23 protein-coding genes are annotated in these 21,991 nt (G+C 39.5%); 6 read left to right on the top strand and 17 right to left on the bottom strand.

Translation table 11 applies throughout. The features are described 5' to 3' along the window. Positions 1-91 precede the first annotated feature (91 nt). Positions 92-808 (top strand): SIMPL domain-containing protein, encoded by a 717-nt coding sequence (locus tag H5088_RS03345; RefSeq protein WP_165744511.1) that lies wholly within the window; start codon positions 92-94, stop codon positions 806-808. 320 nt (positions 809-1,128) lie between these two features. Beyond that, positions 1,129-1,566 carry a hypothetical protein gene (locus tag H5088_RS03340; protein WP_182752193.1) on the top strand — a complete coding sequence of 146 codons (438 nt, stop codon included), beginning with the start codon at positions 1,129-1,131 and terminating at the stop codon, positions 1,564-1,566. On the opposite strand, the gene H5088_RS03335 is transcribed toward H5088_RS03340, so the two are convergent. The 8 genes from H5088_RS03335 to H5088_RS03300 form a co-directional block, all read right to left on the bottom strand. Further along, on the bottom strand, positions 1,549-2,217 hold the full coding sequence (locus H5088_RS03335; RefSeq protein WP_182752192.1) for a hypothetical protein: 669 nt from the start codon (positions 2,215-2,217) through the stop codon (positions 1,549-1,551). The genes H5088_RS03340 and H5088_RS03335 overlap by 18 nt on opposite strands. Before the next feature lie 90 nt (positions 2,218-2,307). Beyond that, complete coding sequence (locus tag H5088_RS03330; RefSeq protein ID WP_182724709.1) at positions 2,308-4,143, bottom strand: DUF885 family protein; 1,836 nt, start codon at positions 4,141-4,143, stop codon at positions 2,308-2,310. Positions 4,144-4,222: 79 nt separating this feature from the next. Then, positions 4,223-5,359 (bottom strand): radical SAM family heme chaperone HemW, encoded by a 1,137-nt coding sequence (gene hemW, locus H5088_RS03325; RefSeq protein ID WP_002962575.1) that lies wholly within the window; start codon positions 5,357-5,359, stop codon positions 4,223-4,225. Next, positions 5,356-5,955: an XTP/dITP diphosphatase gene (locus tag H5088_RS03320; protein ID WP_039488314.1), complete on the bottom strand. Its 600-nt coding sequence runs from the start codon at positions 5,953-5,955 to the stop codon at positions 5,356-5,358. Before H5088_RS03320 ends, hemW begins: the two co-directional genes overlap by 4 nt. Before the next feature lie 4 nt (positions 5,956-5,959). Then, a complete protein-coding gene (locus H5088_RS03315) occupies positions 5,960-6,403 on the bottom strand; it encodes a DUF4426 domain-containing protein (RefSeq protein ID WP_154903714.1) in 444 nt (147 codons plus the stop codon). Positions 6,404-6,463: 60 nt separating this feature from the next. After that, the gene (locus H5088_RS03310) at positions 6,464-6,997 is read right to left on the bottom strand and encodes a YggT family protein (RefSeq protein ID WP_002962568.1); all 534 of its coding nucleotides are present in this window, start codon (positions 6,995-6,997) and stop codon (positions 6,464-6,466) included. A 26-nt stretch (positions 6,998-7,023) separates the two neighbouring features. Beyond that, complete coding sequence (gene proC, locus H5088_RS03305) at positions 7,024-7,845, bottom strand: pyrroline-5-carboxylate reductase (protein WP_039488316.1); 822 nt, start codon at positions 7,843-7,845, stop codon at positions 7,024-7,026. Positions 7,846-7,862: 17 nt separating this feature from the next. Continuing rightward, a complete protein-coding gene (locus H5088_RS03300) occupies positions 7,863-8,576 on the bottom strand; it encodes a YggS family pyridoxal phosphate-dependent enzyme (protein WP_165723833.1) in 714 nt (237 codons plus the stop codon). Between the two features lie 2 nt (positions 8,577-8,578). Between H5088_RS03300 and H5088_RS03295 the strand changes: the two genes are divergently transcribed. Both H5088_RS03295 and H5088_RS03290 read left to right on the top strand, forming a co-directional pair. Next, a complete protein-coding gene (locus H5088_RS03295; protein ID WP_024596218.1) occupies positions 8,579-9,619 on the top strand; it encodes a type IV pilus twitching motility protein PilT in 1,041 nt (346 codons plus the stop codon). A 9-nt stretch (positions 9,620-9,628) separates the two neighbouring features. Further along, positions 9,629-10,765 (top strand): PilT/PilU family type 4a pilus ATPase, encoded by a 1,137-nt coding sequence (locus tag H5088_RS03290; protein ID WP_024596219.1) that lies wholly within the window; start codon positions 9,629-9,631, stop codon positions 10,763-10,765. Between the two features lie 74 nt (positions 10,766-10,839). Here the strand turns inward: H5088_RS03290 and ruvX are convergent, their stop codons facing one another. The 6 genes from ruvX to H5088_RS03260 all read right to left on the bottom strand — a co-directional run bounded on the left by ruvX (position 10,840) and on the right by H5088_RS03260 (position 15,267). Then, positions 10,840-11,289, bottom strand: coding sequence for a Holliday junction resolvase RuvX (ruvX, locus tag H5088_RS03285; protein ID WP_002961947.1), 450 nt, complete (start codon positions 11,287-11,289; stop codon positions 10,840-10,842). Between the two features lie 37 nt (positions 11,290-11,326). Further along, entirely contained in the window at positions 11,327-11,884 is a 558-nt protein-coding gene (locus H5088_RS03280) for a YqgE/AlgH family protein (protein WP_165723832.1), read from the bottom strand. 115 nt (positions 11,885-11,999) lie between these two features. Further along, entirely contained in the window at positions 12,000-12,950 is a 951-nt protein-coding gene (gene gshB, locus H5088_RS03275) for a glutathione synthase (protein WP_154903711.1), read from the bottom strand. A 54-nt stretch (positions 12,951-13,004) separates the two neighbouring features. Then, positions 13,005-13,739, bottom strand: a complete 735-nt coding sequence (rsmE, locus tag H5088_RS03270) for a 16S rRNA (uracil(1498)-N(3))-methyltransferase (RefSeq protein ID WP_002961950.1) — start codon at positions 13,737-13,739, stop codon at positions 13,005-13,007. Positions 13,740-13,807: 68 nt separating this feature from the next. After that, positions 13,808-14,308 (bottom strand): hypothetical protein, encoded by a 501-nt coding sequence (locus H5088_RS03265; protein WP_082007357.1) that lies wholly within the window; start codon positions 14,306-14,308, stop codon positions 13,808-13,810. Positions 14,309-14,373: 65 nt separating this feature from the next. Then, positions 14,374-15,267 carry a hypothetical protein gene (locus H5088_RS03260; RefSeq protein ID WP_002961952.1) on the bottom strand — a complete coding sequence of 298 codons (894 nt, stop codon included), beginning with the start codon at positions 15,265-15,267 and terminating at the stop codon, positions 14,374-14,376. Between the two features lie 77 nt (positions 15,268-15,344). Between H5088_RS03260 and glnE the strand changes: the two genes are divergently transcribed. Beyond that, positions 15,345-18,140, top strand: coding sequence for a bifunctional [glutamate--ammonia ligase]-adenylyl-L-tyrosine phosphorylase/[glutamate--ammonia-ligase] adenylyltransferase (gene glnE, locus H5088_RS03255; protein ID WP_182752191.1), 2,796 nt, complete (start codon positions 15,345-15,347; stop codon positions 18,138-18,140). 50 nt (positions 18,141-18,190) lie between these two features. Here the strand turns inward: glnE and H5088_RS03250 are convergent, their stop codons facing one another. The 3 genes from H5088_RS03250 to tolC form a co-directional block, all read right to left on the bottom strand. Beyond that, positions 18,191-18,763, bottom strand: coding sequence for a toxin co-regulated pilus biosynthesis Q family protein (locus H5088_RS03250; protein ID WP_002961954.1), 573 nt, complete (start codon positions 18,761-18,763; stop codon positions 18,191-18,193). Between the two features lie 41 nt (positions 18,764-18,804). Then, the gene (lpxL, locus tag H5088_RS03245; RefSeq protein ID WP_002961955.1) at positions 18,805-19,734 is read right to left on the bottom strand and encodes an LpxL/LpxP family Kdo(2)-lipid IV(A) lauroyl/palmitoleoyl acyltransferase; all 930 of its coding nucleotides are present in this window, start codon (positions 19,732-19,734) and stop codon (positions 18,805-18,807) included. 111 nt (positions 19,735-19,845) lie between these two features. Then, positions 19,846-21,201, bottom strand: a complete 1,356-nt coding sequence (tolC, locus tag H5088_RS03240; protein ID WP_182752190.1) for an outer membrane channel protein TolC — start codon at positions 21,199-21,201, stop codon at positions 19,846-19,848. Between the two features lie 151 nt (positions 21,202-21,352). Here tolC and H5088_RS03235 point away from each other — a divergent pair, with 151 nt between their 5' ends. After that, entirely contained in the window at positions 21,353-21,979 is a 627-nt protein-coding gene (locus tag H5088_RS03235; protein ID WP_002961957.1) for an NUDIX domain-containing protein, read from the top strand. Positions 21,980-21,991: the final 12 nt, after the last annotated feature.

The following is a 21,991-nucleotide window of genomic DNA, read 5'->3' as shown; positions in this document are numbered from 1 at the left end:
TTTGCGTTATTTATAGTCTCAATGTACCCTGTTTACTGTGTTATTTCGAGCGTCTCGATGCTTATTATTGATATCAATCAAGGAGGTTATTGTGAATAAAAACCCCGGTTTTTACATTGTTATAGCGGCTATTTGTTTAAGTATAGGCTTAATTAGCTTAGGGTTTATTTTAAAAAGTACCGCTTTGAGTGTGAAAGGGATGGAACGTACTGTGCAGGTTAAGGGATTGGCCGAGCGAGAAGTAATAGCCGATACGGTAATTTGGCCTCTGCAATTTAGTGATGCCGACAATAACCTTGAAAAATTAGTAAGCCGAGTTGAGAAAAAAAATGATGCGGTAACTGCTTTTTTAAAACTCCATGGTTTTGACAACGATGAAATAACAATAGGTAGCCAGTCAGTTATTGATAAGCAAGCACGTGAATACAGTAATGAAAATCAACAATTTAGATACATAGTGCGCTCAAATATTATTGTTTATTCTGCTGCGCCAGATAAAGTGCAAAACGCGCTGAGTAAAGTAAGCCAGCTTGCTAAACAAGATATCGCAATAGTGCAAGATAGCTACGAAACAAAAGTTGAATACATCTTTACTGGCCTCAATGATGTAAAGCCTGCGATGGTGCAAGAAGCAACTGAAAAAGCGCGTGAAGTCGCTAATAAATTTGCTAAAGACTCTAATTCAAAATTAGGCAAAATAAAAACAGCTCGCCAAGGGCAATTTAGTATCAGTAATCGAGATTCAAACACACCGCAAATAAAAAATATAAGAGTGGTAACCAGTGTTGAATATTATTTAAATGACTAGGGCCTGTTGACCTTTCAGGATTAAAATTTGTTCAATCTAGGGGCGATTTAATCGCGGCGTGAGGTTTGTAACCTAGTGGGCTAAGTAAAAACCGAGCAAAGCTTCCGCGTCCTGCTCACGCCTCTTACCTACATCCATGTAGGCAACAAAGAGTAAATTGCCCCTAGGCAGAACCCTTCGGCAGCGCATGTTTGGCATTTATTCCACGTTACCGCCTATTTATGGGAAATAACCACACTGCATAGGCTCTGCCTTGCCTAAATACCAAACATACTGCTGTAAATTTAACCTCGAAAGATAAACAGGCCCTAGGAAATAATATGTCAGAGTCTAAATATGGTCAGTTTGTACTGGCGCCCCGTTCGTATTTTTTCACTGCTATAGCGAGCGTAGTATTTGCGTTTAAAGGCTTTAGTTATAATGCATGGCGGATGGAGGCAAGTGAAGATAACAATAATACACGCATTGCTAGCTTTCAAATTTTACAAGAACTAGCCGAGCTTATTGTATTTGCGGCACATTACGATAATAACAAAATAGATGGCAGCCCCAGAAAAGGCTGGGTTAAAGTTAACTTAATTCATGACTTAAGCTACTTAGCCGTTGATAAAGTACATTTAAAAACAAAAGACTTACAAAAGGTCTGGCAAACAAATTGGCCAAATATGGTTGATCACCAAAGTGCTGCGCAATCTATTACACATGCCATAGACAGTGTGCGTACAGAAGTTATGAGTGAATTAAAGCGCCTTGATTAAGTGAGCAACTTGCGCCGTAGAGCGTTGCAAGTAAGCGGCGCTCAGTAAAATTGTGGTCTCGTTAACTTTTTGCCCTTTTATTACGTTGGCAAGCTGTTGTTTAGCGTTAGGATTTTGTTTTTGCTCTATTTCCATTAATGCTAACAAAGCTGAAAATTCATGCTTTACCGGTGTGCTAGGTTTATTTGCATAGGCTATGTAGCAGGCAACCGGTGTTAAGCCATGAGAGTTGGGCTGCGCCAGCGCTTTAGCTAACTCATCATTTGATTCAAACAACATCAAAGAGCGCACATAGTTAAATGGCAGCTTTGTCGCATCGGCATGCTTAAACACATTGTGCAGTACGTTATTTCCTTGTGTATCTTGTTCTAAAAAGCCTTTATTTACTTTCAGCGCAGGGGTAAAAAAGCTCAATGCGTCAATATTAGTGAGTTGATTAATAAATGGAGAAGGCGCTGTGTTAGAGCTTAATATCCGCGTTGCTATGTTTTGCATAAAGTCATACTTAACACTTAACCGTTGGGCGCTGTCATATAAATGGTTAAGCTGCAAAGTTTGCTGAGCAGAGCTTAACTGCTTAAAGTCGTTATCGAGCTCATTTAACTGTTGCTTTGAAATACGCGCATTAAGTAGTTGTATGCTTAAATCCATTATTATTTCCAAAAATCTTTTTTACTACTATAAAACAAAAAAGGCCGCAAATGCGACCTTTCATATTTAAAGCAATTGTTTAAATTGGTTTTAAGCTTTTTTGCTTGCTACCCATTCATTAACAAAGTTCTCTAGTACATTTAGTGGTACAGGACCATTTTTAAGCACTACGTCGTGGAACTGGCGAATATCAAACTTATCACCCAGTTGCTTTTTAGCGTCTTCACGAAGCTCTAAAATCTTAAGCATACCCACTTTATAAGCCGTTGCTTGTGAAGGCATTACAATGTGACGCTCAACCATTTTAACACCGTCAGATGTTGCATTAGGCGTGTTATTTACGTAGTAATCAATACCTTCTTGGCGAGTCCACTTCATCGCGTGAATACCCGTATCAACCACTAGACGACATGCGCGCCATAGCTCCATTGAAAGACGACCAAAATCTGAGTAAGGGTCTGAGTACATGCCCATTTCTTTAGGAATGAACTCTGAGTATAAACCCCAACCTTCAATATACGCTGTGTAACCACCAAATTTACGGAACTTAGGAACGCCTTCTAGTTCTTGCGAAATAGCGATTTGCATGTGGTGACCCGGAATACCTTCGTGGTAAGCAAGTGCTTCCATTTGATATGTTGGCATAGCTTCCATGTCATAAAGGTTAGCGTAGTAAATACCTGGGCGTGAACCATCTGGAGCTGGCTGTTGGTAAAATGCCTTGCCCGCTGCTTTTTCACGGAATGCTTCAACTGCTTTTACTTTTAAATCAGCTTTTGGTTTAACAATGAATAACTCATCTAAGCGTGTTTTCATTGTATCAATAAGTCCAGTGGCTTCATCAAGGTAGCGTTGCTTACCTTGTGCATCATTAGGGTAGTAAAATTGTTTGTCAGTTTTCATAAACTGCATAAACGCTTTTAAGTCGCCTTTAAAGCCTACTTTATCTTTAATTTCACGCATTTCATCATGAATACGTGTCACTTCAGATAAACCAATTGCATGAATTTCTTTAGCCGTTAAATCTGTTGTTGTAGTGCGCTTAAGTGCGTTGTTATAAAACGCTTTGCCATCTGGTAATTTCCATGCGCCATCGCGATCATCAGCACGTTTCTCAAGCTGCGCTAGGTAATTAATTAGCTTAGAGTAAGATGGTTTAACAGCCGATTTTAATGCATCTGATGCATCACTGATTAACGAGTCTTTTTCGTCTTGGCTAATTTCAAGCGCTGTTACTTTGCGTTTAAAGTCAGCAAGCAATGTAGAATCATCGCCTTTTTCAAACGGTGCACCGTGAATAATGTTTTTGCTTGAATCAATAACATGCGGGAATACAAATTTAGGGGCTATGATGCCTTTTTCTGCACGTACAGTTAAATCAACGATAAGCTGATCAATAACACCAGTTACACCATTTAGGCGTGAAATGTAGTCTTTAGCTTCTTTTACATTACTAATTGAGTGCTGATTAATTAAAAACGCAGGGATCATAGAATGCGTACCAAACATTTGGTTCACAGGGTAATTATGGTAGCGCCATTTAAAGTCAGCAATTGAGCTTTCAAGATCCTGTTTTTTTAAGTCGTAGCTAACTTTTGTTGCATCATCTAATAGATCACGATTAATTGCTTTTAATGCAACTAGGTCAGCTTTTGTTTGTGCTAAATCTTTAAGCTTTCTTTCTTCGCTGCCATCGTCCCATTTATCGTAATCTTGCTTAATCCCCATGTATGTTTGATATACAGGGCTGCTCATTACATCGCGGTTAAATGTATCTTCAAAAAATGCATTGGCTTTGTCTATTTCACTTTGTTGTGATTGAACTGCTTGTGCAATAGGGGCTGAAGTAGATTGTTGTGTTGTTTGCTGGCAGCCAGCAAGTAGTGCAACGCTTACTGCGGCCGCAATAAAAGTGAGTTTACGCATTGTTTTCCCTTTTGTTGTTAGAAACCCATTAGGGTGATTTATATTTATTAGTTTTATATTGTTGTGCAGTGCCTTAGCGCTACACAAACAATTCTAGCAGGTCATTTAAAAAGCGATGACCTTTTAAGGTTACCTGCCAATGGCTGTCTGTTTGAGTCAATAAACCTTTATTTATTGCTTGGTTTAATGCACTTTGCTGACTTTGCAGCGGCAGTGTTGTTAGTTTATTAAAATCATTAATTGGGCAAGGCTCAACAAGGCGAAAGCGATTCATAAAAAATTCAAACGCTAAATCGTCCTGCTCTACATGCCAGCTTTTATACATATATGGTTTAATTAAATCCATATAGCCGCGTGGATGTTTAACCTTTTCGGTACGCGTTATAAGCCCTGTATTTGCATCAGTAACCTTACCATGTGCGCCGCAGCCAATACCGAGATAATCGCCAAAACGCCAATAATTTAAGTTATGTTGGCATTGATAGCCCGGTTTTGCATAGCCCGATATTTCGTATTGCACGTAACCTGCTTGCGCGAGTAACTCAACCCCTTGTTCTTGAATGTCCCACAGTGTTTCATCTTGTGGCAAGGTAGGGGGCTTTGAAGCAAACTGAGTATTGGGTTCAATAGTTAGTTGATACCAAGATATATGCGGTGGATCGAGCGCTATTATTTGTTTTAAATCACTCAGAGCATCATCAAGTGTTTGCCCAGGTAAGCCATGCATTAAATCAAGGTTAAAGCTATTTAAACCGGCTTCTTTAGCTTGTTGCGCGGCATAGTTTGCCTCGTCGCTGCCATGAATCCGACCAAGTGCTTTTAACTTGTCGTTTTGCATGCTTTGCACACCGATAGAAATACGGTTAATGCCTGCTTTTACGTAATCTTTAAAGCGACCTGTTTCTACTGTACCAGGGTTGGCTTCAAGGGTGATTTCGCAGTGTTCTTCAAGCCCAATTAGGTTGTCGACTTCATTTAATAAACGGGTATAAGCTGCACCAGTTAATAAGCTTGGTGTGCCGCCACCAATAAAAATGCTGTGAATTTTACGTCCTTGCACTAAGTGCAAATCTGCTTTTAAGTCATCAATTAAGTGTTGAACATATTCAGCTTCAGGTATTTCACCTTTTTGTCCGTGGCTATTAAAATCGCAGTACGGGCATTTTTGCACGCACCAAGGCACATGCACATATAAGCTCAGTGGTGGAAGGTTCACAGGCCGCCTTTTTGCTGTAGTTCTAGTAATAATTTTTGCAGCGCTTGTCCGCGATGACTCACTGCATTTTTTTGCTCTTTTGTAAGCTCAGCACTCGTACAATTTTTCTCTGCTACAAAAAACACAGGATCGTAACCAAATCCACCGTTGCCATTTTGAGTGAGCGTAATTTCGCCCTCCCAACTAGCACTACAAATAAGCGGAGTAGGGTCGTCTGCGTGGCGCATTAACACCAGTACACACCAAAAACGTGCACTGCGAATAGGATTATCACCTAAATCTACGAGTAACTTATCAATGTTATCTTGATCGCTGGCACCTGGGCCTGCAAAACGGGCTGAGTAAACACCGGGTGCGCCATTTAGGCCATCAACTTCCAAACCTGAGTCATCGGCAATAGCAGGCATGCCAGTAATTTTAGCAGCATGGCGCGCTTTAATAATGGCATTTTCAACAAAGGTAGTGCCGGTTTCGGCAACTTCACCTACGTTAAAATCGCTCTGTGGAACTACATTAATATTCAAAGGGCTTAGCATGTTAGCTAGCTCTTTTACTTTGCCAGGGTTACCTGTAGCAAGTACTAAAGTTTTGGTCATGTTATTAATCTACGTAAAATTTTTGCTGAAACTGTAATTTTTGAAATTGATTACTTTGTTGTATTTCAATCTCAAAGCGTAAAATCTCTTCGTTGGTGTAATCAACTTGGGCAAGGTAATAAATTGACTCACCTTCTTTTACTTCTTTAAAAGTAAGCGTTTGTTTGTTGCCAAGTAGGTTTTTAGCTGTGCCTGTAAGCTTTGCCGTTTGTGCTGTTTTATCGGCATCATTTTTTAATATAGAAATGTTTACAACCCCTTTGTAGCCACTGCGCTCAAGGTTGTACGCTTTTGCTATTTTTGGCTGAATAAAAGTAGAAGGAAAGGCGATGTAATGCACTTGCCAAGGGCCAAGCTCTTTGTATTGTGCGCCCTGCATTTCTTCGCTTTGCGCGTTAAATGCAAATGCTAAACAAGCAATAAAACAAAACTTAATTAAACGGTTCATTATGTATTCCTCAAAACATATAAAAAAGAGGCCTTTGGGCCTCTAATTAAAAAATCCATATTAGACTAAAAAATCCATAAGCAGCATTTGCAAAAACTGAATACCAATAATAAGCACTAAAACTGATAAATCTAAGCCACCCATTGATGGTAATATTTTACGAATTGGTTTTAGCATTGGTTCAGTAAGCTGGTGGAAAACCGCTTCTATAGGGTTATAGCCTTGGCTAACCCAACTTAAAATAGCGCGAATAATAAGTACCCAAAAAACTAAATTAAGGCCTTCTTTTAGTACCGTTATAAGTGCTTGAATAAGTACAGGCTGTATTGCCCACGCATTATATATAACAAGCATTAAAGTACTAATTTTGGCTACAGCCACTATAAATGCCAGCAACAGAGATGCTAAATCAAGTCCGCCAAACCCCGGAATGATTTTACGCAGTGGCTTTACCGCAAACGACGTGGCTTTAACCACAAACTGGCTCATTGGATTATAAAAGTCGGCTTTTGCCCACTGCAGCCAAAAGCGCAGTAATACCACCATTAAAAACAAATCAAACAGGGTACTGATTAAAAATTGCATGGCATTCATAGTGTAACCTTCAATAAAAAGTGGTTTTAAAGTTCTTTTTCCATTTGCTCTGCACGCGCAATACACGCATCCATTGCATCGCCAACGGTTTTAGTTAAGCCTTCGTCTTTTAAGTGCTCAACAGCTGCGTGAGTAGTGCCGCCTTTAGATGTTACGTTTGAACGTAGTTGCGAAATACTAATATCAGGCTGGCTAAGTGCCATTTCGGCAGCGCCAAGGGCTGTTTGTTGTACCAGGCGACGAGCGTCTTCATCGTTAAAGCCCAGCGCTTTTGCTTTTTCTTCTATGGCTTCCATAAATAAGAAAAAGTAAGCAGGTGATGAGCCGGTTACAGCAATAATATCGTTAATTTGTGACTCTTTTTCCACCCATACAACAATGCCCGTGCATTCAAAAACTTGTTGTACAAATTCGTGTTCGCTTGGTGTTTCGCCCGCACCATATAAACCTGATACTCCGCGACCTAATAAAGATGGCGTGTTTGGCATGCAACGTACCATTTTAACGTCTTGGCCTAGCATTTCACGTAAACGTTTTACAGTTAAGCCCGCCGCAACAGAAATAAACAGTTTATCGCTAAAATCTACGCCCGACTCTTGAAACGATTTACATAAATCGCCCATCATTTGTGGTTTAACAGACAAAACAATTACATCAGCATCGCGCAGGGCTTCGTTATTGTCACTGGTGGTTTGCACCTTGAAATCAAATGCTACCTTTTCAAGCTTTTCTTGGTTGCGGTTAGTCGCAATTATGTTACTTGCGTTAAAGCCGTTTTTTACCATGCCACCAATAATGGCGTAGCTCATATTACCTGTGCCTATAAATGCGATTTTTTTATCTGACATAAATCTGTTATCACCTTTTAAGTTCGTGTTCCAAAAATGTCTGTGCCGATCCTTACCATGGTTGAGCCTGCGCTAATGGCAGCTTCAACATCGTTACTCATACCCATCGACAAAGTATCTACTTGAGGATATTGGGTCTTTAGTTTATCAAAGCAAGTTTGTAATTGCTCAAAAGATTGAATTTGCGTATCCAGTTTGTCGCTTTTAGCGGGAATTGCCATTAAACCTCGAAGTGTTAAGTGCTCACATTGGTTAATATAATCGGCAAGTTCATCTATTTCATCGCGGCGGCAACCTGACTTTGCTTCCTCATTACTTATATTTACTTGAATAAGTATATTAAGAGGTGGTTTATCGTTTGGGCGCTGGGAATCTAATCGCTTTGCTATTTTTATGCGATCAACACTTTGCACCCAATCAAAGTTAGCAGCTACTAATGCACTTTTATTTGATTGAATAGGGCCAATGAAATGCCAAATGATGTCGCTATATGACTGTAGTTGAGCTATTTTATCTATAGCCTCTTGAACATAAGATTCACCAAATTCGCGCTGACCATGCTCATAAGCTGCAATAATATCTTCGCTTGGTTTAGTTTTAGACACTGCTAGTAGAGTAACTTCGTTAGTGTTTCGCTGTGTGTTTTTTGCCGCGTCTGCAATTCTAGCGTAGGCGGATGTGAGTCGTTCTGCTATTGTAACCATATATTTATCAGTTAGTTGTGGAGTCATAAATGGATATTACCGAATTATTAGCGTTTAGTGTGCAACACAAAGCATCCGATTTACATTTATCGTCGGGTGTTTCACCTATGATACGCGTAGACGGTGATGTTCGCCGCATTAATATACCAGCCCTTGCAGACAAAGACGTAAACAGTCTGGTTTACGATATTATGAACGATAATCAACGCAAGGACTACGAACAAAACCTCGAAGTGGATTTTTCGTTTGAAGTGCCTAATTTAGCACGTTTTCGTGTGAATGCGTTTAACTCTAATCGCGGGCCTGCTGCGGTATTTCGTACCATACCAAGTGAAGTGTTAACGCTTGATGATTTAGGTGCGCCAGATATTTTTAAAACAATCTCTGATACCCCACGTGGACTCGTGTTAGTCACAGGGCCAACGGGTTCAGGTAAATCAACAACACTTGCCGCTATGGTCGATTATATAAATCAAAATAAACATCACCATATTCTAACAATAGAAGATCCAATCGAGTTTGTTCACGATAATAAATTAAGTTTAATTAACCAACGTGAAGTTCACCGCGATACACATAGCTTTTCAAACGCGCTACGTAGTGCATTGCGTGAAGACCCTGATGTAATACTTGTGGGTGAGTTACGTGATTTAGAAACAATTCGTCTTGCAATGACCGCTGCTGAAACGGGTCACTTAGTGTTTGGCACGCTACATACAACATCTGCACCAAAAACTATTGACCGTATTATTGATGTATTCCCAGGTGAAGAAAAAGCTATGGTACGCTCAATGTTATCTGAATCTTTACGTGCGGTAATTTCACAAACACTGCTTAAAAAAATTGGTGGTGGGCGAGTTGCAGCACACGAAATTATGATTGCAGTCCCTGCTATTCGTAACTTAATTCGTGAAGATAAAATTGCACAAATGTATTCGTCTATTCAAACCGGTGCGTCTGTGGGCATGCAAACAATGGATCAGTGTTTAACTAATTTAGTTAATCACGGTATTGTTACAAATACGGCAGCGAAAGAAAAAGCGCAAGACAAAACACAATTTGGTGGGTAAGAAATTATTATGGCTTTATCTTTAAACGACTTTTTACTCATAATGATTGAGAAAAAGGGTTCTGACCTATTTGTATCGAGTCAATTACCCGTGAGTGCAAAAATAAACGGTGAACTAACAGCTCTCAGTGACGATAGACTGACTGATGAGCAATCACTTGAGTTAGTAGAATCTGCAATGAGCGAAAAGCAAAAAGCAGAGTTTCATACAACGAAAGAATGTAACTTTGCGATTGCTACCGACGAAGGGCGTTTTCGTATTTCTGCTTTTTGGCAGCGCGATAGAGCGGGTATGGTTATTCGCCGTATTGTGACGCAAATTCCTGATGTAAGTGATTTAGGTCTGCCATCTACGCTGACAGATGTAATTATGTCTAAACGCGGTCTTGTCTTGTTTGTAGGTGGTACAGGTACGGGTAAGTCGACCTCACTAGCTGCACTTATTGGTTATCGAAACCGTAACCAACGAGGTCATATACTGACCATTGAAGATCCGATTGAGTTTGTTCATGAGCATCGTAAAAGTATTATTACTCAGCGCGAAGTAGGGCTTGATACAGAAAGCTTTGAGTCGGCACTTAAAAGCTCATTACGCCAAGCTCCAGATGTTATTTTGATTGGTGAAATTCGCTCGCAAGAAACCATGGAATACGCCCTAAGCTTTGCTGAAACCGGTCACCTGTGTGTTGCAACACTACATGCTAATAATGCGAACCAAGCGATTGACCGTATTATGCATTTAGTACCAAAAGAAAAACACGATAAGCTTAAGTACGACTTAGCACTTAACTTACGTGCCATTGTTGCTCAGCAATTAGTGCCGACTGCTGATGGTGAAAGCCGTGTTGCAGCTATTGAAATATTGCTTAACTCACCAATGGTCGCTGAACTGATTAAAAATGGTGATATTGGCGGAATTAAAGAGGCAATGGCTAAGTCAAAAGAGATGGGCATGCAAACCTTTGACCAAGCGTTATTTGAGTTGTACAGACAGCAGCGAATTAACTACGCTGATGCACTGCACCATGCTGACTCACCAAATGATTTACGCTTAATGATAAAACTGCGCAATAACGAACAACAAGGCGCAGGCTTTTTACAGGGCGTTACTATTGATGGCCTTGATGATAAAAATAGCGATCAATAATTTAAAAGTAATTAATAAAAAAGCGCCAATTGGCGCTTTTTTTATTTGTATAAAGGGTTGTTTATATAGCCAGTTTATTCACCGTAACTAGATTCAAAAAAGCTTTCTAAAATAATAACCGCAGACATATTATCTACGTTACCTTTACCTAAGTTTTTATAGCCGCCACTTTCAAAAAGTCGCGCTTTAGCATCCGCTGTCGTTAAGCGCTCATCCTGTGTTTGCACAGGAATGCCATAATGATTATGCAATCTGTTGGCAAACTTTTTTGCTTTAAAGGTAACCTCTTGTGATGTTCCATCCATATTTAGTGGTAAACCAACAACCATTAAGTCAGGCTGCCACTCGGCTACTTGTACGGCGATATGGTCCCAGTTAGGAATGCCATCTTGTGCTTTTACAGCCTTAAGGCTAGACGCACTGCCGGTTAACTCTTGCCCAATAGCAATACCAATACTTTTGGTGCCAAAGTCAAAGCCCATTACAGTGCGTTCGCCTTGCGGCTTAAGCGATTTTTTTGTCATGTGTATCTTGTTTAAGTTTGCTAAGGGTTAGTTACTATTATGCGTGACCAGCTTCAGGGCTGAGTTGGCTAATATCAAATCCCAACATTGAAACTGCTTTTTCCCATCGTTTTTCAACGGGGGTATCAAAAATGATCTTCGGATCGGCTTCTATGATCAACCAGTTGTTATCAAGTAACTCTTGTTCGAGTTGTCCTTGCTCCCACCCTGAATAACCAAGTGTAATAATAAACTGCTCTGGTGCTTGTGCAGTGGTTAAGTTTGCTAAAACGTCTTTTGAGGTAGTGATCATAATATCGCTACTGAGTTTTTGACTTGCTGAATAACCCGATTGGGGAGAGTGCAGTACAAAACCACGGTCAGTTTTAACGGGTCCACCTGCAAACACACTTACTTTTGCTGCGTTTTGCGTTTTGTCGTTATCAATTTCTATTTTATCTAAAAGTTCGCCAACAGTAACATCAATAGGTTGGTTTATTACCAAGCCCATAGCCCCATCTTCATTGTGCTCACAAATATAGGTAACAGCACGTTTAAAAAAAGGGTCTTGCATTGACGGCATCGCGATTAAAAAATGATTTTCTAATGACTGCATAGATTTCACCCTTTTTAGTTAATGAACTTTGAGTATGGCATAGTTATTTAAATTGACATAAAAAGACCATTAATTGCATGAAAGGCTTAAACTAATGGGCTTTTTATTGTGGTAATTACTTACCTAATTTACGCTCAATTGCATCAAATAAAATACCTGTGATAGAAATATCATAAGCAGCTTCAATTTCGCGTACGCACGTTGGTGCAGTTACGTTAATTTCAGTTAATTTATCGCCAATAATATCTAAACCTACAAATATTAAGCCTTTTTCTTTGAGCGTTGGTGCAACAGCTTGCGCTATTTTTAAATCTGATTCGCTAAGTGGACGGGCTTCACCTCGACCGCCTGCAGCCAAATTACCGCGTGTTTCACCATTTTGTGGTATACGCGCTAAACAATATGGAATAACTTCTCCATCAACTACTAGTACGCGCTTATCGCCTTGTTTGATCTCTGGAATGTAATTTTGCACCATTGCGAAGCGGCTGCCGTGCTCGGTTAACGTTTCACAAATTACACCAATGTTGGCATCGTCTTCTCTGATGCGAAAAATCGATGCGCCACCCATGCCATCAAGCGGCTTTAAAATAATGTCTTTATGCTGTGCTAAAAATTCACGAATTTGTTTTTGGCTACGTGTAACAAGTGTGTCTGGCGTATGCTCGCTAAACCATGCTGTAAACAGCTTTTCATTAGCATCGCGAAGGCTTTGTGGCTTGTTAATTATTAACGTACCTTCTTGTTCAGCACGTTCTAAAATATACGTCGCGTAAATGTATTCAGTATCAAAAGGAGGGTCTTTACGCATTAAAATTACGTCAAGATCGGCAAGGGCTATAGTGGCTTTTTCTTCAAGCTCATACCATTTTTCTGCATTATTAAACACTTGCGCTTTAGACGCTGTAGCGTACGACTTGCCTTTACGAAGAGATAAATCGTCCATCTCCATATAATAAATTTCGTAGCCACGTTCTTGCGCTTGCATCATCATTGCAAAACCGGTGTCTTTTTTGATGTTAAATCCACTAATAGGATCTGAAATAATACCTAACTTAATTGCCATGCGCTGTGCCTTACTATAAATGTTACTGTTTATATGAGGGTGCTTTTAGTTATTTCAATTAGCTAAATCGCCAAATTGAAGTTGTAATGCACTTAAGACCGTTAAAGCGGCTGTTTCCGTTCGTAAAACGCGCGGGCCTAAGCGAATATCTACAAACTCTAGTTGTTTGGTTAGTGCCATTTCATCGTCGGTAAAGCCACCTTCTGGGCCTACTAAAAAGCGTACGCCATCTTTAGGTACCGTAATGGTTTTAATGCTGTGCTCAGCACGAGGGTGAAGAGTGAGCTTAATTGCATCGGTTTGTTGTGCAAGCCATTGTTTTAAATCTATAGGTGGGTGAATAATTGGCACAAAATTACGCCCTGACTGCTCAGCCGCAGCAATTGCAATTTTTTGCCATTGTTGGTGTTTTTTCTCAAGACGATCGCCCATTAGTTTCACACCACAGCGCTGACTAAAAATAGGGGTGATTTCGGTAATACCTAGTTCAACTGACTTTTGAATTGTAAAATCCATCTTATCACCACGAGATACACATTGACCTAAATGAATTTTAAGTGGAGATTCTACATCGTGAGGGTTAAGTTCTAATGGCATTACGACGACTGTTTTTTTTGTTACCTCAATTATTTCACTAAGGTATTCGCCACCTTCGCCATTAAAAATAGATACGTGCTCGCCTACTTTCATGCGCAGCACTCTGCCAATATGCCCTGCAGCATCGTCATCTAAAGTTACAGGGGTGTTTAGGGCAATACTCGATGTTTGATAAATATGAGGAACTCGCATAGGGCGTCACTTACTACATAGCGTAAAATATATATTGCTATGGTAAGTAAGCTGGGAGCTGTGCGCAATTATTTATTTTTATTAAGTTGTTCGGCGAGATCTATTAAATCTTGTGGGGTGTGTGCTATATCGTGATGATTTTGCGAAGGTTCCGTTAACGTCTCGTCGGTAACCCGGCTGAGTGTATAGCCTGTATCATCAAGATTTATTAAAAAGCGTTCTTCATGTAAGGAGTTATAAATAAAGCGCTGCTTATCACTTGCGAGTAAATAATCGGTGCTATTGAAAAGGACTCCGTGTAAATCGTGATGATCTTTTAAATAATTAATTAACTCAGAAACGCTTATTTCGTTTTCAAGATCGCAATAACTGTAGTCTTTAATAAGCTCGTCAAACATCATTTTTACTAATTGGCGGGTATTACTGCCTGCAGCAATAAGTGTACTCGCTTTTGTTATGCCATTACTATTTACATAGTATTCGGCAAATGCGCGGCTAAATTCGTTGTCTATGTCAATTAACAAATAGTTCGTTATTTCAGGCGGCATAGAGCTAGGACCTTGTTGCATCTAAGTAATTACCATTATTACTTAAATGCAGACGTTTTAATTGCTGTATTTTCAGTAAAAAAGGTCTAAAGAGAAAACATACTAATAAGTAAATAACCAATAGCACAAAAAACAGCAAATTCTATGCATGCTACCCCAATATTATCTTGATGGTCTATTTCAAGAGCCGTATCAATATTTGGTAAAGAGATAACTTTTATCACATACGTTAAGCCGTAAAGTAGTATCCACATTACACCGCAATGCATTACAAGTGTAAATATGTTTTCAACCATTTTACCGTTTTGAAATGCTGCGCTAGATAAACCAGCATATACAGCCAACGCTAAGCCAATTGATTTTCCAGCATATCTTATACCAATAGATGTATTTTCTAGGTTAAAGTTACTTTGTAGTGACGCACCTTGGTTTGCTTTTGCAAAACGGTGTTCTCGTATTTTGCTATCAAGTGCAAACATCCCCTGAAGTGTAAAAAAGCTAACGCAAGCAATAAGTAAGTTGCTAAACCCTTGGGTGTGCGTCCACGTGTACAAGCCCAGAGCAATAATACAGTTAGCGATTAACATTCCTGAGTCTACCAATGCAGCACATACATTTTGTTTTAGTATGGCAGCTTCTTCATTAAATCTGTGGAGTATCCATTTTCTGTGAATTAAATGGCCCACTTTTATAAAAGTGAATAAGAGAACAATAATAATTAATACTTTTAACGGGTTTGACTGTGCAGTGCTTACGCTTATTTCGTCAAATAAAAAGGCTATAGTGGCTATAACAACCGATATTTCAGATGCAAAACTAATACCCATGGCAAAGTTGTCGTGTTGCGCTAACTCATCTTTAAGCGCTTGTTTTGCTTTGATTTGAGTGACAACTCGTAAACAAAAAATAGTTATGCAAATAACCGCAAAACTAATGGCAATCGCAATAAAACTAGTGTTAGATAAAGACAAATATGACATGGTGATCCTAATTAAGTTAACCTTTCTAGGTTTTAATCATTCTAGTACGGTTATTGATGATATAAAAGAGAGGATTGATGAGTAACGTAAAGCAACTTCCTATTCAATTACAAAAACTTGGCTTGATGCGCTTTGAACAGTTATACCCGCAGCAAAGTAAACAAAGTGAAGTTGTAAGGTTATTAGCATTAAGCGACTTTGCTTGGCGCAGTTTAGAGTCACAACCTGATTTAAATACCTGGCTATTATGCAAAGACGAAATACAAAATAGAGTAATAGACTCTCCTTTTAAAAACCTGAATTTAGCTGACCTTGATGAAGCACAGTGCCATAAAGTACTTCGTCAATATCGTGAAAAGTACTGGCTTAAAGTCGCCTTTTTAGATTTATGCTGTAATAACCCCATTGCCGATAGTATTAATTATATAAGCCAACTGGCTGACATGCTAATTAATAGCGCCAACCAATGGGCGCATGCACAGGTGGCAAAAGTAAATGGTGAACCGCTTGATGAGCAAAACCAAGCAATGCCGCTAATGGTATTGGGGATGGGGAAGCTTGGCGGACAGGAGCTAAATTATTCCTCTGACATTGATCTTATTTTTGCGTATCCGCGCAGCACAAAAACCCAAGGTGGCCGCAGAAGCCTTGAGGCCCAAGTGTTTTATACCAAAGTTGCACAAAAACTGATTGCAGCACTTAACCAAGCCACCGGTGATGGGCAAGTATTTAGAGTTGATATGCGCCTACGCCCGTTTGGCGAAAGCGGCCCTTTGGTTATGAGCTTTAATGCCATTGAAGATTACTACCAAGAACAAGGGCGCGACTGGGAACGCTACGCCATGTTAAAAGGGCGCTTAATTGGCACTCCTAATAAGTATTGGGATGAATTTATTAAGCTCTTAAAGCCGTTTGTTTACCGCCGGTATATTGATTTTTCGGTGATTGAATCCTTGCGTAAAATGAAGTTAATGATTGCACAAGAGGTTCGCCGTAAACGCTTAACTAATAATATAAAACTAGGCGCTGGTGGTATTCGTGAAGTTGAATTTATAGTGCAAGCCCTGCAAATGGTAAGAGGTGGGCGAGAGGCTAATTTACAAACCCAATCTTTACTCAAAGCATTATATGAGTTGGCACTTAACCAAGTTATAGATGAGCAAGAAGCAAGCGAGCTGAGGCGCAATTACCTTTATTTACGTAAAGTTGAGCAGTACCTTCAAATATTTGACGATCAGCAAACGCAAACACTCCCCGATGATGAATTGAATCAGCAGCGCTTAAATTTATTATTAGAACAAGCTGATTTTTCTGCCACTTTAAACACTATAGAAAAGGTGATGAAACAAGTTAACGGTGAGTTTGCACTTGTGATTGGCGAGGAAACCGTGCCACTTGATACCTGTGAAGGCGCATTTATTAGTGCTTGGGATCATGGTGATGTGAGCTTTTTAAAAGAGGCCAGAGATGAATGGCAAGCACCCCTTAACGATTTTAAATTAAGGCTGTCTAAGGTAAATATAGGTAACCGAGGGCGTGACACTCTTGATAAGTTAATGCCTGTTTTACTAAATCAATTAAATGACTTTAATGCCAGTGCAGCAGCTTTCACAATGGTTTGCCAAATTTTTAATAAGATAATTTCGCGTACTGCCTATTTAGAATTGCTTTACGAAAACCAAGGTGCATTAAAGCAACTTGTTTTACTGTGTTGTCATAGCAAATGGATAGGGGAGCATATTTCTCGCTACCCCATATTACTTGATGAACTAATAGACCCCGCAGTTCTTTATAAGCCAACCCCGCTCACAGCGTATAAAGATGAAATAAGACAGTATTTTTTACGAATAGAGCATGACGATTTAGAACTGCAAATGGAGTCGCTTAGGCAATTTAAGCAAACGCATCAATTACGAATTGCTGCCGCCGATGCAACCGGTGTTCTTGACGTAATGAAAGTAAGCGATCATTTAACCGTACTGGCAGAGGCGATTGTTGACCAAGCTGTTAATATTGCATGGCATAACACTGTTAAGCGCTTTGGTATGCCCCCTGGCACAGATGATGAAAATAAAGGTTTTGCTGTTATTGCATATGGTAAAACAGGTGGCTTAGAAGTCGGGTACGACTCAGATCTAGATTTGGTGTTTGTGCATAATCATGATGGCTCAAGCTTAACTAATGGTGAAAAACCGATAGATTCTCGCCAGTTTTATTTAAAGCTCGCTCAGCGCCTAATGCATTTATTTAATACCCGTACTGCATCGGGCATTTTATACGAGCTTGATACACGATTACGTCCTGAAGGAGCCTCTGGTTTATTGGCTATCAATTTAGAGAGCTTTAATCACTATCAGCAAACTCAAGCATGGACGTGGGAGCATCAAGCACTTGTTCGGGCTCGATTAATTTTAGGTCAAAACGATCTGATAGATCGTTTTTCACAAATTCGTAAAAATATAATTTGCCAGCAACGCGATGATACCGTGCTAAAAGCTGATGTAATAAAAATGCGCGAAAAAATGCGCGACCATCTAGCGAAGGGAAATGCTGAGAAATTTGATTTAAAACAAGATGTTGGTGGCATGGCTGATATTGAGTTTATTACGCAATATTTAGTACTTAAACACGCAAACGAGTTTGAACAGCTTACAGTTTACTCAGATAACGTAAGGATATTAACGGATGCGGCAAATATAGGTTGTATTACTAAAGAGCAAAAGCAGCAGTTGATAAAGGCGTATATTGATTACCGCTCGTGTTATCACGTGTTGAGCTTGGAGCAAAAAGGCAAATTGATCCCGCGAGAAACGTTTTTACAAGATATTACTAACGTAACTAATATTTGGAATAGTATTTTTGAATTGAATTGAATTGAATTGAAAACCCAAGCGCTTGCTTGGGTTTTTGTATGTGTAAACCCTTAAACCTTTAGTTTTAAACAGTTTGTACGTACAAATTCTGATGGTAACTCGGTAATAACCGCTGCTCTTTGTTTATGGCAAAAGTAAGTATAAACCTCATGCTCAAAGTCATCATTTATAGCGCGCCCAATTTGGTACAGTGCTGAAGTAAAGTTACTGTCTACTCTAAAATGATCTTTAACTACGTAATCTTTACTTAAGTACCAGTAGAGCTCAATCCCCTCGTTTTTAGCATATTGATTAAGTACATCTTTAAGAGTTGTGCCATTTTCAAAGCGCCTAGGTTCAACTTCTCCAGTCCAATTTGTAGGCATTGGATCTACTGTTCGCGCACGTTCAGCCAATACTCTATCCAAGGTTTGTTCTGGTGTTTTAAGTTTTAAAACAAATTGATCTCGTTCTTTATTACTTTTTACTTGGTTACGAATGGAGGAGTAAAAGCGTGATAATCCTTCGGCGGCTGCATTTTTAGATTTTTTAATATCAAATACAGAACCATCACCCACTAAGAAGTATACGGCGAGTGCTATTAGCACGGCTGCAAATGATAAATGTCTAATCCAAAACCACATGATTATTACCCACCTTATTTGTTCCTATTATTGTTATACCATTACTTTTTGTAAAAAGAAGGGGTATTTTTATCCGGTCGAGTTTTAAAGCGACGGTGTAGCCACATGTATTGCTCTGGTGCTGCATTAACAGATTGTTCCATGCGTTGATTTACACGTGTTACATCAGCCTTATCATCACCACTTGGGAAGTTTTCAAGCTCAGGTACTACCTCTAAATGATACTTTCCATTTTCGTCACGACGCGAGATTAAGCTCATAGTTTCGCAGTTTTTACTGCCAGCAAACATAAGAGTACCTGTTGTCGTTGCTGTGTCAGGGACGGCGTAAAATGGCACAAACTCACAGCGGTTACGGCCGTAATCTTGGTCAGGTAAGTAATAGCATACTTTTTTGTTTTTTAATGATTTTAGTAAACCTTTTACATCTTTTCGGCCAATTAGGTATTCGTTAGAACGAAGGCGGCCATTAGTTGTAAAGTATTCCATTAGAGCGTTGTTGTGAGGGCGGTAAAAGCCTAAACCTTGGCATTTTAATCCCATTACACGACTCGCCATTTCAAGATGCAGAATATGAGGTACAAGTAATAAAACACCTTTACCAGATGCCTGTACGCGCTCAAAGTGTTCCAAACCTTTGATTGAGCCATATACACTTTTTACTCGCCACTGCGGCCACCACCAAGCCATGCCGGTTTCAACCATTGCAATGCCGGTGTTTTCCATATTTTTGAGTACAAGGTCTTTTTGATCTGCTTCGCTCATATCAGGAAAACACAGCTTAATATTTACTTCTGCAATATGGCGACGGCGCTTCATAAATTTATGGACTAAGCGGCCAAGTTGCTTACCCATTGCCAGCTGTAGCTTTTGTGGTAGCCAAGAAATTAAGTATAAAAATAAAACGCCAACCCACGTTAGCCAGTATCGAGGGCCTAAAAAAGATGCTTTAAAAGGAGATGAGGTGACCACAAAAATCTCTCTGAGAATGAAAACGATAGTTTAACGCTAAGCGCTATAAAATACAAAAAGCCAGCTACATGCTGGCTTCGAATAAATCTATATTATGTTTAGCTGTAAAAGTTAAGCTGATTTTAAACCTTGGTTTATAGCAACCAAATCTTCACTTGTTAGTATACCCGCAGCTTGTTTTAAGCGAAGGGTAGATAACACATAACGGTAACGCACATCAGCAAGGTTACGTTTTGCATCGTATAAATTTTGCGTACTCACTAGTACGTCAACAATGGTACGAGTACCTACTTCAAAACCGGCTTCAGTTGCTTTAAGGGCACTTTGAGCTGAAACAACCGCTTGCTCTAGCGCTTTGTAAGTCGCAATATCTGAAACAACTTGATTATAAGATGTAATTACTGTGCGAGTGACTGCGCGGTAATTTGTTTCATAATCTTGGCTCGCTGATACGTAAAACGCACGCGCTTGGTTTGTTGCAGCAACCGTTGCGCCACCTGAATATAAAGGTACGCTAAAGTTAAGCCCAACAGAACTTGAGTCTGAACGCGGTTGGTCATCAAAATTAGCGCCATTTATTTGAGTGTCTGTAAGAGAGTCACCATAACTTGCACTTAGAGTTAGTTTTGGATAATGACCTGCTTTTGCTAATTCAATTTGATCTTTTGCAATATCAACCGTTACTTTAGAGACTTGTAAGTTGATATTTTTATCTTCAGCTACTTTAACAAAGTCGCTTGAGCGCTTCGTTGGCTTAGTTGTTGAGAAAGTATCTGTATTTAAAAAGTCTAATTTTTCGTGATATTTACCAGTTATCTCACGAAGTTGCTCGCGTGCAGTTTCTACAGCATTACTGGCAATAATTTCTTGGGCTACTGAGTTATCAAACTGAGCTTGTGCTTCGTGTACGTCTGTTATAGCTGTTAAACCTACTGCATAACGTTGTTTTGTTTGCTCAAGTTGACGTGCAATGGCACGTTTTTCAGCTTCGACAAATTCAAGGTTATCACTGGCACTTAATACGTTAAAATAACCTTCAGCAACGCGTACAATTAAATTTTGTTTAGCTGCATCATATAGGCCGCTTGCTTGTAGAGCTTGCTTATCGGCAATGTCTAAAGTGTTCCAAGCACCTAAATCAAATAATGTTTGGCTTAAACTTACACCACGAGAGAATTGGTCTGTGTCACTTTCAACTTTAACTTGGTTAGATAAGTCGCCAACGCTTTGGTACGACGTTGCATCGCTTTTCGTATAACCCATAGTTAAACCAATTTGAGGTAATAGTGCACTCATCGCCAAATCGCTTTGGTAAGACTGCGCATCGGCTTGGGCTTTTGCTTTTAAAACAGTAGGATCGTTAGCTGTTGCTATTTCAAAAACTTGTAGTAAATCTTCAGCTTTCACTGCTGTTGCACCTAGTGCGCATGATAAACTAACTAGCGCCGCAAGAATGTTCTTTTTCATGTGGGGTTCGGTCCTTAGACAATTTTTGTACTAAAAGCATGTTAACCTGTTTTACTGCATAACAAAAAAAATAATTAGTAAAACAGTATGTTCAAGTGTAACAGAATATATTAACGCATTTTAAAGCTTTAGATAAGTAGGAGGTAGGCACGTGGTTGATAAAAAGCTCGTTCAATTTACACATAAAGATGTAAATTTAAAGCCAATAAAAAACCTTTATAAAGGTTTTTTTCAGGTTGATTTATACCAGTTTGAACATGCTCTTTTTGCGGGTGGAAAATCAGAGCTAATTAGCCGAGAAATATTAGAACGTGGCGATGCAATTGCAGTACTCCCTTATGACCCAATATCAGATACTGTTCTTTTAATTGAGCAAATACGTATTGGCGCTATTAAAAGTAAGCATTCGCCGTGGCTACTAGAATGTATAGCCGGAATGACTGACGGCAGTACGGATTACGAATCAGTTGTAAAAAAAGAAGCGTATGAAGAAGCAGGGCTTGAATTAACTGAACTTGAATTTATGCTTTCATACCTATCAAGCCCTGGCGGTACAACTGAGCGCTTACATTTATATTTAGCGCGTGCTGATTTAAGCCAAGTGAAATCAGGTGTATATGGTCTTGAAACTGAAGGCGAGGATATAAAAACTCATATTTTATCGGTTGATGATGCGCTAATGCGCCTCAATAACGGTGAAATGGATAATGCGGCAACGGTTATTTGTATGCAGTGGCTTGCGCTAAATCGCGAAAAAATGGCAAGCAAATGGGCATAAACTCTTACTAAT

The organism is Pseudoalteromonas sp. SR43-3 (assembly GCF_014163875.1).
GTDB classification, from domain to species: domain Bacteria; phylum Pseudomonadota; class Gammaproteobacteria; order Enterobacterales; family Alteromonadaceae; genus Pseudoalteromonas; species Pseudoalteromonas distincta.
The sequence above is the reverse complement of the archived record's forward strand: the minus strand, read 5'-3'. Positions and strand labels throughout refer to the sequence as shown.